The sequence below is a fragment of the Orenia metallireducens genome (assembly GCF_001693735.1).
Lineage (GTDB): Bacteria > Bacillota > Halanaerobiia > Halobacteroidales > Halobacteroidaceae > Orenia > Orenia metallireducens.
This window is the reverse complement of the sequence record NZ_LWDV01000005.1, coordinates 40,943-54,198: the sequence shown is the minus strand read 5'-3', so window position 1 is coordinate 54,198 and position 13,256 is coordinate 40,943. Positions and strand designations below refer to the sequence as shown.

16 protein-coding genes are annotated in these 13,256 nt (G+C 31.8%); all 16 read right to left on the bottom strand.

Annotated elements, in window-relative coordinates; translation table 11 throughout:
* Positions 1-342: 342 nt before the first annotated feature.
* The 16 genes from U472_RS00880 to alr all read right to left on the bottom strand — a co-directional run bounded on the left by U472_RS00880 (position 343) and on the right by alr (position 13,185).
* Positions 343-822 (bottom strand): hypothetical protein, encoded by a 480-nt coding sequence (locus U472_RS00880; protein WP_068714573.1) that lies wholly within the window; start codon positions 820-822, stop codon positions 343-345.
* Positions 823-894: 72 nt separating this feature from the next.
* The gene (locus tag U472_RS00875; RefSeq protein WP_068714571.1) at positions 895-1,368 is read right to left on the bottom strand and encodes a hypothetical protein; all 474 of its coding nucleotides are present in this window, start codon (positions 1,366-1,368) and stop codon (positions 895-897) included.
* 85 nt (positions 1,369-1,453) lie between these two features.
* Positions 1,454-1,912: a hypothetical protein gene (locus tag U472_RS00870; protein WP_068714569.1), complete on the bottom strand. Its 459-nt coding sequence runs from the start codon at positions 1,910-1,912 to the stop codon at positions 1,454-1,456.
* A gap of 432 nt (positions 1,913-2,344) precedes the next feature.
* Positions 2,345-3,193, bottom strand: a complete 849-nt coding sequence (locus tag U472_RS00865) for a sensor histidine kinase (RefSeq protein WP_068714567.1) — start codon at positions 3,191-3,193, stop codon at positions 2,345-2,347.
* 148 nt (positions 3,194-3,341) lie between these two features.
* Positions 3,342-4,676: a replicative DNA helicase gene (gene dnaB / locus U472_RS00860; RefSeq protein ID WP_068714565.1), complete on the bottom strand. Its 1,335-nt coding sequence runs from the start codon at positions 4,674-4,676 to the stop codon at positions 3,342-3,344.
* Between the two features lie 14 nt (positions 4,677-4,690).
* Positions 4,691-6,559, bottom strand: a complete 1,869-nt coding sequence (gene lonC, locus U472_RS00855; protein WP_068714563.1) for a Lon family ATP-dependent protease — start codon at positions 6,557-6,559, stop codon at positions 4,691-4,693.
* Between the two features lie 20 nt (positions 6,560-6,579).
* Entirely contained in the window at positions 6,580-7,026 is a 447-nt protein-coding gene (gene rplI / locus U472_RS00850) for a 50S ribosomal protein L9 (RefSeq protein ID WP_068714561.1), read from the bottom strand.
* Between the two features lie 71 nt (positions 7,027-7,097).
* Positions 7,098-8,003: a DUF2232 domain-containing protein gene (locus tag U472_RS00845; protein ID WP_068714559.1), complete on the bottom strand. Its 906-nt coding sequence runs from the start codon at positions 8,001-8,003 to the stop codon at positions 7,098-7,100.
* Between the two features lie 11 nt (positions 8,004-8,014).
* Positions 8,015-8,332 carry a MazG-like family protein gene (locus tag U472_RS00840; RefSeq protein ID WP_068714557.1) on the bottom strand — a complete coding sequence of 106 codons (318 nt, stop codon included), beginning with the start codon at positions 8,330-8,332 and terminating at the stop codon, positions 8,015-8,017.
* A 113-nt stretch (positions 8,333-8,445) separates the two neighbouring features.
* Positions 8,446-8,661 (bottom strand): 30S ribosomal protein S18, encoded by a 216-nt coding sequence (gene rpsR / locus U472_RS00835; RefSeq protein ID WP_068714555.1) that lies wholly within the window; start codon positions 8,659-8,661, stop codon positions 8,446-8,448.
* Between the two features lie 24 nt (positions 8,662-8,685).
* Positions 8,686-9,084, bottom strand: a complete 399-nt coding sequence (locus U472_RS00830) for a single-stranded DNA-binding protein (protein WP_068714553.1) — start codon at positions 9,082-9,084, stop codon at positions 8,686-8,688.
* Between the two features lie 20 nt (positions 9,085-9,104).
* Positions 9,105-9,389, bottom strand: coding sequence for a 30S ribosomal protein S6 (gene rpsF / locus U472_RS00825; RefSeq protein ID WP_068714551.1), 285 nt, complete (start codon positions 9,387-9,389; stop codon positions 9,105-9,107).
* A gap of 178 nt (positions 9,390-9,567) precedes the next feature.
* Positions 9,568-10,665 (bottom strand): redox-regulated ATPase YchF, encoded by a 1,098-nt coding sequence (ychF, locus tag U472_RS00820; RefSeq protein ID WP_068714549.1) that lies wholly within the window; start codon positions 10,663-10,665, stop codon positions 9,568-9,570.
* A gap of 90 nt (positions 10,666-10,755) precedes the next feature.
* Positions 10,756-10,938, bottom strand: coding sequence for a DUF951 domain-containing protein (locus U472_RS00815; protein WP_068714547.1), 183 nt, complete (start codon positions 10,936-10,938; stop codon positions 10,756-10,758).
* 238 nt (positions 10,939-11,176) lie between these two features.
* Positions 11,177-12,040, bottom strand: a complete 864-nt coding sequence (locus tag U472_RS00810; protein ID WP_068714545.1) for a mechanosensitive ion channel family protein — start codon at positions 12,038-12,040, stop codon at positions 11,177-11,179.
* Positions 12,041-12,045: 5 nt separating this feature from the next.
* On the bottom strand, positions 12,046-13,185 hold the full coding sequence (gene alr / locus U472_RS00805) for an alanine racemase (protein WP_068714543.1): 1,140 nt from the start codon (positions 13,183-13,185) through the stop codon (positions 12,046-12,048).
* Positions 13,186-13,256: the final 71 nt, after the last annotated feature.

Sequence of the window (13,256 nt, the reverse complement as noted above, 5' to 3'; positions counted from 1 at the left end):
ATAGAAAGGAACATATTTTTCCAGATTAATTTCTCCTCTATCTTCTCTATATTGTAATTATATCACTTTATGTAAAATATTGCAATAAAATACTTTAATTTATTGTTTCAAGCAGATTAGACCAATTTAAATGATTAAATCTGTCCCTTTAGGAATAATTATGTACTCTAATAGCAAAGATTAACATCGAATTCAACTAATTATCTCCATCAAACAAATCTCTTATTATTTAATCTAAAAATCCCTAGCTACAATAAGCTAGGGAACAATCAATAAGAGTATAATCTTTATCCTTAATTATTTACCAAAGGAAGTATAACTAATCCAAGGTTGAGGCTCAATTCACAGATTCTCCATCTCTCTATCTATGCTAATAATACTAAAATCACACAGGTAAATCAAGATTGCAGCAATCATTAATGGGAGTTTAGCTAAGTAAAAGAAAACCAAGAATTTAATCAAATTACCATTAAAGATTCTTACCAGATCTAACTTTAACCAATCAAGGATTGGGGGCATAATCAATACTTCTCCTAAAAAAGATATAATATAACCTACTAAAGAAGATATAATCGAAATATGCCAATCAACTTTAACTATTATCTTGAAGAGAACTACAAAAAATAAAAATCCTAAGATTACATGTAACCCATACAACTTAAATATATTTCTAATAATTACTAAAAAAAATATGTATATAACTGATATCTTGATATAATCAACCATTTTAACTCTAATACCCAACAACCCTAAACCAACATAACTAATTAATAGTGACTCAGGTAAAATAGCCAATATAAGCTGAATAAACGATAATTCCATTTATCTTTCCCCCTTAATCTTCTTTTAAGCAAAAACTAGCCTTAATCTTCTAATTTATAACTATAATTCAGCTCATCTCTTCAACACATAGCTCTTAAAAAGATTTATATCTCCCAGATAAATCATTACAGCAGAAATCAGTAAAGGTAATTTACTCAAATAAGAAAAAATCATAAACTTGACTAAATCATTACAATTAATAAAACTTACCACTTCAAATTGCCAATAAGATAAGATTGTCGCCAGAATCAGCTCTCCTAAGAACAGTAGAATATAAGCCAATAAGGACGCTATCAGCGCCAGCTCCCACTCAATTTTTACTATCACCTTAAAAAGTAAGCTCAAAAATAAAACTCCTAAAATCACATGTAAACCATATAGCTTTAATATATTTCTGACAACTATTAAAAAAATCATATCTATAATCGATATCTTGATATAGTCAATTACTTTAAGTTTAATTCCTACCAATCCCAAACCTACATAGCCAATCAATAATCCTTCAGGAAAGGTACTGAATACAAGTTGAATAATCGATAATTCCATCCATCCTTCCTCCCAATCTTCTTTTAAGCAAGAAGTCAACCAATTTATTGCCAAAAATTAATTATTACTCTCTCTATTCAATCTCTTAAATTTTCAAGAGATTCACCTCTCCCCAATAAATCTTTATAGCAGCTATTACTAGAGGCACCCTACTTAAATAAAAGAAGGTCAAAAATTTACTTAAACTATCACCACTAATAAAATCCACCGCTTCAAAATTCCAATAAGATAAGATTTCTGCCACAATAATTTCCCCCAAAAAGGATAGTATATAAATTAACAATGTAGCTATCAACGCCATATTCCAGTCAATTTTTACTATTACTTTTAAAACTAAGCTTAAAAACAAAGCTCCTAAAATCACATGCAAGCCATACAGCCCCAATATATTTCTAACAATTACTAGGAAAAAAGTAAAAAATATAGTTATCTTGAAATGATTTATTACTTTAGTCTTAATTCCAATCAATCCTAAGCTTACATAGCTAAATAATAAGCTTTCAGGCAAAACCACTAATATAATCTTAATAAGTGATAATTCCATTTAATCCTCCTTGCTCAACCCAACTTTAGAACAAAATTTAATTAAAGTAAGGTTGAATAACAGTAAGTAGTAATCAGTAAAAAGATAAAGTCTTAAAATATCTGTAAAATCAATTTAGTAATATTTGGGTTTTAAAGAATTTTTAATCATTCATTAGTGTTAATTCCTGTAGATTCACCCCAAGAGTACTTACTTGGGGAAAATTACCCTCAGGACGTGTAGTAAAATTAAGGCTTCAAATTTCTTTTTATGGTTGTTTATCCATATAGATATGTAAATCTAAAGTAAATTCAAAACATACTTTAACTATAGACTAACACGGATAAAAGACACTCAGGTTCCGTAGCAAAAATTATTTTAAGATTTTTTATTAAGTACTAAAAATCACATATTAATTTAAATTTCATTCTGAAGTTGGACAACTCTATACCTTCATTTTTTCTTTAAGATACAAGTAAATTCAGTTCCAAAACCAGCTTCACTCTTTAACTCTAATTTCCCTTCTCTCTCTTCAATTAAGGACTTAATAATATGTAGCCCAAAACCCCTCCCATCTCCTTTAGTAGAAAAACCTGGTTCAAAGATTTGGTGCTGTAGCTCCTCTTCTATGATAGGACCTATGTTGTAAACCGATAAATGATAATTATCACCATTATTCTTTCCTATCAACCTAATCTCCTTCTTACCATTAAACCCTTCCATAGCGTCAATAGCATTATCAACCAAGTTAGAGACGATTCTAAATAACTTATCTAGAGGAAAATCAACATCTTCAACCCCTCTTTCAACCTTATAAGTAAATGAAACACCTTGCTTTATTGCTTCAAGCTTTTTAGGAATTAAGATTGAATCTAGAATAGAGTTGGATAGACCATCACTGGTAAATTTAATTTCAGACAAGTCATTATTTAAAGACTTAATATACTCCTTGACTTTATCCTGCTTATTAAGTTGTACCATCCCATAGATTGTCTGTAAATGATTTAAAAAATCATGTTTTTGACTTCTTAAAGTCTGTATTAACCTCTTATTCTCCTCTAATTTAATCTGTTGAATCTTAAATTCAGTCTCATACTCTATCACCTTATATATCTCTTTAACCACAATAAGCGATAGTAGAGACAAACCAACCACCACAAAAATTACTATATTCAGTAGTTTATCATAAGAGATTCCAAATAAATCAATCTCCTTCCATGTCGCCATAAATAACAATAACATTGTTTGCATTAATATAATAACTATCATTTGGTACATACTTGATTTGTTGAGTTTATCCATTTTATATCACCAACTAAATTTTTAATTTAAAAATATTCACTAATATCTTCGTTTATATTTTTCGACACAAATTACCATATTCCTTGAATCTTACATCTTTAATTAAGAAAGGGTAAAATAATCGAATGATTATTTTACCCTTTCAAATTTATTTTTCTTCTCTTTTAGATAAATCAACAAACTTCGTATACTCTTTTTGGAAAGCCAATTCAACAGTACCTACTGGACCATTACGTTGCTTACCAATAATTATCTCTGTAATTCCAGCACGTTCAGAATCTGGATTATAATAATCATCACGATAAATAAATGCTACTACATCAGCATCCTGCTCAATAGAACCACTAGAACGTAAGTCACTAAGTTGAGGTCGTTTGTCATTACGCTGTTCTACTGCACGACTTAGCTGAGACAATGATACAACAGGAACATTAAGTTCACGAGCCAAACCTTTTAAGGAACGAGATATATCAGAAACTTCTTGTTGCCTACTTTCAGAACTTGATCCACCAGTCATCAACTGTAAATAGTCAATTAAGATTAAATCTAAACCATGCTCAGCTTGAATTCTTCTTGCTTTAGCCCTCATCTCCATTACTGTAATACCTGGAGTATCATCTATAAATATCTTAGACTCACCTAAACGCCCAGCACCTTGAGAGATTCTCCGCCAATCATTCTCATTTAAAAATCCTGTTCTTAAACGATGGCTATCTACTTGTGCCTCAGAGCATAACATTCTCTGTACCAACTGTGACTTAGACATCTCTAAAGAGAAGATAGCTACTGACTTCTTCTCCTTTACAGCTGCATGTTGAGCAATATTTAAAGCCAATGCAGTCTTTCCCATACTAGGACGAGCAGCTAAAATCACTAAGTCTGATGGCTGTAACCCTGATGTCATCTTATCTAAATCCCTAAATCCAGTAGCAATTCCTGTTACATCACCTTTATTATTATACAACTTCTCTAAATTATCAAAGGTATCCATTAAGATATCCTTAATTCCATCAAAGGTTTGAACCGTTCTCCTTTGGGAAAGGTTAAAAACCAACTGTTCTGATTGATCTAAAATATTATCTATCTCTTGATCCCCTTTATATCCTAATTGAGCAATCTGATCCGCAGTTTTAATCAATCTTCTTAAAATTGCTTTTTCTTCTACAATCTTAGCATAATGCTCCACATTAGCTGCCGTAGGAACACTATTAACTAAAGAGGTAATATATGAAGCTCCTCCAACTGCTTCTAAGTGTCCTGTTTCCTTTAATTCCTCACTGACTGTAACTAAGTCAACAGGCTCTCCTTTGTCAAATAAACGATTTATTGCATTGAATATAATAGTATGAGCTTCTCGATAAAAATCTTTAGGTTTTAATATTTCAATTACCTTAGCTATGGCATCCCTGTCTAACAACATAGACCCTAATGTAGATTTTTCAGCATCTATACTATTTGGAGGAACTCTATCCATCTCTTCCATCATGTAACCTCCTTCTAGCCATCCAACATCTTATCCAAGATTTCTTGGATATCTACTACTGGGCTTACTTTAATCTTCATATCCTCTAAGTCTACTTTATTATCAACTGGAATCAAAACCTCTTTAACACCAGCTTGGTATGCACCATAAATTTTTTCAATAACGCCTCCTACTGGCTTAACCTTACCATGCAATGAAATTTCACCAGTAATTGCTATATCTTGACGAACAGCAATATTCTCCAAAGCACTGATAATTGCTACTGAGATCGCTGAACCAGCAGAAGGTCCATCTACTTGACCCCCACCAATAATATTAACATGGATATCATAATCACCAATCTCCTTACCAGTTACCTTACGGATTACAGAAGCAGCAGTAAAGATAGAATCTTTGGTCATACTACCTGCTGTCTGATTAAAACGTAAACTTCCCTTCCCTTCTTTACTAGCTGGGAAAGCGATAGCCTCTACTTCTAACACTGAACCTAAAAACCCACTAACACCCAATCCTAAAACCCTACCTACTTGACTTTTATTACTAGCCTCTTTCTTATTTATAGGAACCAATCTACTTAACTTAACAGCCTCTAAAACCTCTTTAGTAGTAATCTTATCCTCTTGATAATACAAGGCTAAATTATAAGCATCTATTAAAATATTAACAGCACTTCTTCCTTGAATTGTATATTCACTAATTAACTCAGCAACTCCCTTAGCTACCTTCATATCTAACTTATCAGCAGCTTGATCAATAATCCTGATTATATCATCTTTAGTTAAAGGTTCAAAAAATATACTAGTAGTCCTAGAACGTAAAGCAGGATTTAAATCCTGTGGACTTCTAGTTGTTGCTCCTACTAAAATAAAATCGGCTGGAGCTCCGTCTTTAAAGAGTTTTTTGATATATTGTGGAACATTCTCATCATCAGGATCATAATAAGATGAATCAAAATATACTCTTTTATCCTCTAACACCTTTAATAATTTATTTTGTAGTATTGGATCTAACTCTCCAATCTCATCTATAAATAATACCCCTCCATGGGCTTTAGTTACTAGTCCTAATTTTGGTTCTGGAATCCCCTCTTGTGCCAACTTACCCTTAGCACCTTGATAGATAGGGTCATGAACAGAACCTAATAATGGATTTGTTACTTCTCGGGGGTCCCAACGTAATGTAGTTGCATCAACTTCAATGAAATTAGCATCTTCACCAAAAGGTGTTCTGTCTCTCTCTTTAGCAATCTCTAATGCCAAACGAGCAGCTGTAGTCTTTCCAACACCTGGTGGACCATGAATAATAATATGTTGAGGATAAGGTGAGGATAATTTAGCAAGTAGAGCCTTAATACCTCTCTCTTGACCAACAATCTCTTTTAAAGATTTAGGTCTTAATAAATTAGTTGCTGAGACATTAAGCCCTTTATTTTCCAAACACTCAAGTTCAATATATTTCTTTAAAGTAGCTGGGTTATCAACTACATCATCTTTACTTTCTTCATTTATAATTTCTTCTTTTATCTCTTTAATATATTCTTGATGCCTTAACTCTAGCTTCTTATTAATTTTCTCTTCCAATTCTTCCTTGATTGATTTTTTTGCTAAATCATCAATCAAAATATCTTCTAATTCTTTTAAAAGCTTTAATTTATCTTCAAACTCATCAGGAACTTTATCTAACATCGGATGATCTAAAATTATTTTCTGTAAAGCAACCAATTGATCTTCAATATCTTCAGATTCTAATATGTCTAATATATCTAATTTACCTGCCTTTAATAATAACTTTTCTGTTCCATATATTTCTGATAAAAGGTCAAAAAGGGCAGTAATTTTATGCTCTAACTGCCCTTTCTCATCTTGAGTTCGTTTATCTAACATAGAATCTCCTTTCTAAATCATTAGGCTTCGGTCACTTTAACTTTTACATCAACAGTTACATTTTTATGTAACTTTATAGTTACTCTTTTAGTCCCTAAAGTTCTTATATTATCATCTAAATCTATTTTACGTTTATCAATCTTTTCTCCAGTTTCTTGCTCAATCTTATCTGCAATATCACTTGTCGTTACTGAACCAAATAACCTACCATTCTCTCCAGCTTTAACCTTAAAAGTAAATATTTTACCTTCTAGAGATTTGGCTTGCTCTTTTGCCTCATCTAATTCTCTCTCTTTTCTTCTTCTTCTAGCACTCTTTTTCTGTTTCAAATTATGAATATTTCCTTCATTAGCTTCTTTTGCTAAACCACGTGGAATGAGATAGTTTCGTGCATGACCATCAGAAGCATTAACAACCTCTCCTTTTTTACCTAGTCCTTTAACGTCTTTTTGTAAGATGACTTTCATAATACCCCTCCATTATCTGTTATTATATAATAACTATTTAGCCTTGACAACAATCTATTACTAACAAGAGACTAACTTTTATGTAATTTACGAAAATCAATCCAAATATCTAAAAAGCCTATTAATAAGATAATCAATGAAATGAAAACATTAACTATAGGTATAAATAAAAAAGTAATAGAAACAATTATAAACAACATTCCAGATGTTCTGTTATTCTTAAAACTAAATAAATAGTAAATAACAGACAAACCTTCTATAAATAGTAAGAAAGTAAGTACTATAAAAACATTTTCTCCAATGATATTTTCAAGGAAAATAATTGATAAGATATATATAATAGCTAAAAATTTAGAAAATCTAAGTTTTCTAAAAGAAAATTGTAATTTATATTTATAGCCCAATCTATTAAGAATTAAGCTACTAAAATAATAATTTATCACTGAATTTACTATAGCAGCACACATAAAAAATGACGGATATGTAACCTTAAGGAAGTTAATAATTTGAGTTATTATCTCGTCAGCATGGATTGAATACTCCTCTGGTAGCCCTAACTCTTGATAAATACCAGAAGAAGACTGTAAAACTTCCTTAAACTCATAAATAATATCTATATCTAAAGAATAAGTAAATAATACTAAAATTATTATTAATGATAAAAAACTAGATAAAGTTCCAACTAATATGATTACCTTTGATGAGAATTCCTCTTCAAAAGCTGCTCCCATTGCCACTCCAATAAACCCTATTGTAAAAATAAATATTAAAGAAGTTAAAGGATTGACTAAAGCTGCTAATATAAGAGCAACAAAAAGACTGGATATAATGCTAGATTTACTCCCCTTTCTAACAGCTAGAATAACCAAAGGAAGTGGAGCTAAAATCCCAACAAAAGGCAAGAAAGACCCCAAAACAATTATTATCACAGTTATCATTGCAAATAGTATACTATCTATTATTACTTTGTTTTGCATTCTTACACACCTCAAGTTCTATCTTTTAGATGTTCTAGCAAATCACTTAAATCACCATACCAAGCTTCTATTTGGTGTTTATCATCAATATTTAGTTCCAATTGCTTTTCTAATTTTCTATCTAATTGATCGAAGGAATACCCCAATCTCTTAGCCAATAAATATGTAGACATAATTATATTAGTTAAAATTTCTAATAATTTCGCTTCATTTTGTTTAATCATTAGTTTAAATAGTAAAGAAACATTACTCAATATCTCCGTCTTTAACCATTCTATTATCTTCAAATTTTTAGTTATAGAACCCTCGATAGAGTTGAACTTCTTCATGAGGAACCTCCTAGTAAAGCAATATAACAACCAACATCTATAACTTAATTCTCTCTAAGTATATTTTTTCCTGCAAAGTAAAATAAAAGGAGGCATAGATTGCCCCCCATTTATTAATCAATTTTATAAGGTAATAAAGCGATATTTCTAGCTCTCTTAATAGCACTAGTTAATTCTCTTTGGTGTTTTGCACAATTACCAGAAATTCTTCTTGGTAAGATTTTACCACGGTCTGTTATATATTTACGTAGAATATTGATTCTCTTATAATCAATCTTATCTACTTTATTGGCACAAAAATCGCAAGATTTTCTTCTTCCTCGAGCCATCTGTTTTTCCCTCCTTTTAACTTTTTAGAAAGGGACTTCTATATCTTCTTCCATAGATTGTATGTTATTATTACTATTGTTATCATTTCTATTAGAATTATTATTACCCCATTCTAAGAAGGTAACATTATTTGCTACAATCTCTGTAACCTTTCTTCTCTGTCCCTCATTGGTCTCGTAATAACGAACCTGTAATCTTCCATCAACAGCAACTAGTCTTCCTTTTTCTAGGTGGTTTGCACAATTTTCTGCTTGCTTTCTCCAAACGACAATATCAACCCAATCTACATCCCGTTCACCTTGGGAATTTGTATAATCTCGTTGTACTGCGAGAGTAAAGTTACATACTGCGGTTCCATTAGGAGTATATCTTAGTTCCGGATCAGCTCCCAATCTACCAATTAAAACAACTTTATTAAGCAAAATAAAACACCACCTTGTTATTATTCATCTCTTAAAATTAAGTAACGAAGGACATTATCATCAATCTTATAAATTCTTTCTAATTCCTCAACAGTTGCAGGCTCTCCTGCAAAGTTAACTAGTACATAGTATCCAGTCTTATCTTTGTTGATTTCATAAGCTAATTCTTTAGTTCCCATTTTATCTACATTAGCTACTTCACCACCATTGTTAGCAATAACACCAGTCATCTTCTCAATTACTGCTTCAGTAGCTTCTTCACCTAAATTAGACTTAATAATAAACATAGTTTCGTATTTTCTCATCCGTTTCACCTCCCCATTTGGTCAATGGCCCTGTATAGAGCATGGAATAACATAATAAATTATAACACTAGCTTGTCTAGATTTCAACTATTTTTTATAGTTTATAAAATATTTATCATGGTAATACTTCAACTCTAAGCTCCATCAGAATATGTATTAACCAATTAACCCTAATTAATTATACATTAAATTTGAAGTAACATACATCTCCATCTTGAACAATATACTCTTTACCTTCAAGTCTTAAAGTTCCAGCTTCTCTTGCTTTAGCAAAAGAACTTGCCTCAATTAAATCCTCATAGCTAACTACTTCTGCCTTAATAAAACCGCGTTGCATATCAGTATGGATAACCCCAGCTGCTTCTGGTGCTGTAGCACCTTTTTTAACAGTCCACGCTCTTACTTCCTTCTCTCCAGCCGTAAAGTATGTTATAAGACCAAGTAATTCATATCCAGCCCTGATTAACTTATCCAAACCAGATTCTTTTATACCTAACTCCTCTAAAAACATCTCCTTCTCTTCTCCTTGTAATTCAGCAATTTCAGCTTCTAGGCGAGCACTGATAGTAACTACTTTAGCATCTTCTCCAGCAGCCTTCTCTTTAACCTTTTTAACTAATTGATTATCTTCCTCTGTAATTTCATCTTCTCCTATATTTGCAGCATAAAGAACGGGCTTTAATGTTAATAGATTCAAATCCCGAATTAATTTTTCTTCATCCTTAGATAACCCAGCACTTCTAGCAGGATTTCCTTCTTCTAATACTGGTACTAACTTATCTAAAACAGCCATCTGCTCTTTATAAATCTTTTCTCCTGTTTTAAGCATCTTCTGAGTCCGGTCTCTCTTCTTACTAGCACTCTCCAAATCTGCTAAAACAAGCTCTAAGTCTATAATTTCAATATCCCTTAATGGGTCTACACTACCCTCTACATGGGTAATATTCTCATCATCAAAGCACCTTACAACATGAACAATCGCATCTACTTCTCGAATATTACCTAAAAATTTATTACCTAACCCTTCTCCTTTACTAGCACCTTTAACCAAACCGGCAATATCAACAAACTCAATTGCTGTCGGTACTGTTTTTTTAGGCTCAATAACCTCTGTTAATTTATCTAACCTTCTATCTGGAACCTCTACAATCCCAATATTAGGGTCGATTGTACAGAAGGGATAATTTGCTGACTCCGCACCTGCCTCTGTAATTGCATTAAATAATGTTGATTTCCCCACATTAGGTAAACCAACAATTCCACATTTCATTCCCATCTAATAAACAGCTCCTTTATATTAAGTTTAAATATAAGTTCAAATCTGAGTTTAAGCTTAAATCTAAGTATTCTTTACTTAAGCTTAAACTCAACCTAAATCTACTTTTTTCTTTACACTCTTCTCAAATTTAGGACGTGGGAGCATAATCACTCTACCACACTCTAAGCATTTTATCCTAAAATCCATTCCTGTTCGCAAAATCTCCCATCTATCCTCTCCACAAGGGTGTTTCTTCCTAAATTGAACCACTTCACCAACAGAAAATTTCATTCTTCCACCTCCTAAAATTGTAACTACACAAACCACTACTTTAACAAAATATTACTATAATAATTCTTATAATATATGTATAAATAATGACTATAAAACTCTATATCTAGTATAGTCCACCTAACAGTATATAAATAATTAATATAAATTGCAAGATAGAAAAACAAGGTTCAGATTGAATTTGAGCTTAAGTTTAAATAAGAGTTTACTTAGAGTCAGATTCAAACCTATTTTTAATCTACCCCTTATTTATTATAACCATATGGTTATAAGGAATCTCAATTCCTTTCTCATCAAATCTCTCTTTTATTTTCTGTCTTATAACCCTAGCAATCTGCCAAGACTCCATAGGTTCTGCCATAGCAACCAATCTAATATTAATACTTGACCCAGCAAGTTCTTGTACACCTTGTACTGTAGGTCCTTCTTTAATTTGAGGATATTCTTCTTTTAATTCAGTAGACAATTCCGTTAAGATATTAATAGCTTCCTTAATATTTTGGTTATAATCTATTGGAGCATCAATAACAACCCTTCTAGTCTCTGAACTAAGATTAGTTACCTGTTCTATCTTACCATTAGGAACAATATGTACATCACCATCAAAGTTTTTTACCTTAGTTATCCTTAAGCCAATTTCTTGGACAATACCCTCTATACCAGCAATTTTAACATAATCACCAACTGAAAATTGTTTTTCAAATAAAATGAAAAAACCTGTAATAACATCACGTACAAGATTTTGTGCTCCAAAACCTACAGCTAGTCCAACTACTCCAGCCCCAGCTATAATAGAGGTTGTTGGTACCCCTAATACCTCCAATCCCATTGTTCCTCCAACAAAATAAAGGGTATATCTTAGAGCACTTTTTAAGACAATCTGCAATGTCTTATTTCTTCTTTTAACATATTGATCGTATTTGGTCTTCTCCTCAAATAAACGGTCGATTAGATAATTTCCTAACTTTAAGAGTATCTTTCCCGCTATCAAAATACCTGCTAACTGTAACAGACCTATACCGATTTTTATCAACAAATCAGGATCTAAAATCTTTTTTAAAAAACTATTCAAGACACTTTCAAAATCTGCAAATTCCTCCATAAGTACTATCCCTCCTTAAACCCAATAACTTCATTATTCTTATAAAAAACTCTAGGCACTCTTAAACCAATTCTACTAACAACTTCATAATTTATAGTTCCTAACTTTTGGGCTAGCTCATTTGCTGAAATACTCTCTTCTCCTTCCCTTCCTATCAGGGTTACCACATCGCCAACCTCTGCTTCTATTCCAGATACATCTATCATCATCTGATCCATGCATATATTCCCAATTACTGGTACCCGCTTTCCTTTAAATAAAACCTCTACCTGACCAGACAAAGCTCTAGAATAGCCATCATGATAACCAACAGGTAAAGTAGCTACTTTAGTCCTAGATTTAGTTATATAGGTACATCCATAACTAATCGCTGTTCCTGCTTCAACCTCTTTTACGTGAACAATCTTAGCTTTCCAGCTCATAGCAGGCTTTAACTTTATCTGATCAGATAAAGTGGGATCAGGATATAAACCATATAAGATTATCCCCATTCTTACTAATTTATAATGAGCCTTAGAAAAATTAATAATAGCTGCACTATTTGAAGTATGTATTATCGGAATCTCAATACCATTATCCTTTAAAAAACTGATCAATCTATTAAATCTATCTAACTGTTTTGAGGTATAAATCTCATCAACATCAGATTTGGCAAAATGGGTAAAGAGACCTTCAATTTTAATATTAGGTAAATTAGCTATTTTAATTATCTCTTCTCCAGCCTCTTCAGCTATCAACCCTATTCTTCCCATACCTGTATCCACCTTAATATGTACTTTTATATCAATTCCTAATTGAGATAAATTTTTAGCTAATTCATAAGTGTAAACTGTTGGTGTTAGACCATATTCAACTACCTCATCAATTTGATTTGATAATAAAGTTCCTAAAATTAGAATAGGAGCTTCTATTCCCCCTTTACGTAATTCCACACCTTCATGTACCGTAGCAACTCCCAACCAACCTACCCCTTCTTCTAAAGCTACTTTGGAAACTTCACTTGCTCCATGGCCATAGCCATTTGCTTTAACGATTGCCATTATCTCTGTATCTGGATCTATTCTCTTTCTCACCTGTTTAAGATTAAATTTAATAGCATCTAAATCTATATTTAGCCAAGTAGGTCTTAAATTTTTAATCTCCATAAACTCTCCTCTTTCATAATATAATAAATTTTTCTTAAATTATCTTTTTCTTCATAACCATATCTAACTGT

What these genes read in the sequence shown, in the direction of transcription:
- U472_RS00880 (WP_068714573.1), bottom strand. Translation starts at nt 822, where the DNA reads ATGGAATTATCGTTTATTCAGCTTATATTGGCTATTTTACCTGAGTCA.
- U472_RS00875 (WP_068714571.1), bottom strand. Translation starts at nt 1,368, where the DNA reads ATGGAATTATCGATTATTCAACTTGTATTCAGTACCTTTCCTGAAGGA.
- U472_RS00870 (WP_068714569.1), bottom strand. Translation starts at nt 1,912, where the DNA reads ATGGAATTATCACTTATTAAGATTATATTAGTGGTTTTGCCTGAAAGC.
- U472_RS00865 (WP_068714567.1), bottom strand. Translation starts at nt 3,193, where the DNA reads ATGGATAAACTCAACAAATCAAGTATGTACCAAATGATAGTTATTATA.
- dnaB (WP_068714565.1), bottom strand. Translation starts at nt 4,676, where the DNA reads ATGGAAGAGATGGATAGAGTTCCTCCAAATAGTATAGATGCTGAAAAA.
- lonC (WP_068714563.1), bottom strand. Translation starts at nt 6,559, where the DNA reads ATGTTAGATAAACGAACTCAAGATGAGAAAGGGCAGTTAGAGCATAAA.
- rplI (WP_068714561.1), bottom strand. Translation starts at nt 7,026, where the DNA reads ATGAAAGTCATCTTACAAAAAGACGTTAAAGGACTAGGTAAAAAAGGA.
- U472_RS00845 (WP_068714559.1), bottom strand. Translation starts at nt 8,003, where the DNA reads ATGCAAAACAAAGTAATAATAGATAGTATACTATTTGCAATGATAACT.
- U472_RS00840 (WP_068714557.1), bottom strand. Translation starts at nt 8,332, where the DNA reads ATGAAGAAGTTCAACTCTATCGAGGGTTCTATAACTAAAAATTTGAAG.
- rpsR (WP_068714555.1), bottom strand. Translation starts at nt 8,661, where the DNA reads ATGGCTCGAGGAAGAAGAAAATCTTGCGATTTTTGTGCCAATAAAGTA.
- rpsF (WP_068714551.1), bottom strand. Translation starts at nt 9,389, where the DNA reads ATGAGAAAATACGAAACTATGTTTATTATTAAGTCTAATTTAGGTGAA.
- ychF (WP_068714549.1), bottom strand. Translation starts at nt 10,665, where the DNA reads ATGGGAATGAAATGTGGAATTGTTGGTTTACCTAATGTGGGGAAATCA.
- U472_RS00815 (WP_068714547.1), bottom strand. Translation starts at nt 10,938, where the DNA reads ATGAAATTTTCTGTTGGTGAAGTGGTTCAATTTAGGAAGAAACACCCT.
- U472_RS00810 (WP_068714545.1), bottom strand. Translation starts at nt 12,040, where the DNA reads ATGGAGGAATTTGCAGATTTTGAAAGTGTCTTGAATAGTTTTTTAAAA.
- alr (WP_068714543.1), bottom strand. Translation starts at nt 13,185, where the DNA reads ATGGAGATTAAAAATTTAAGACCTACTTGGCTAAATATAGATTTAGAT.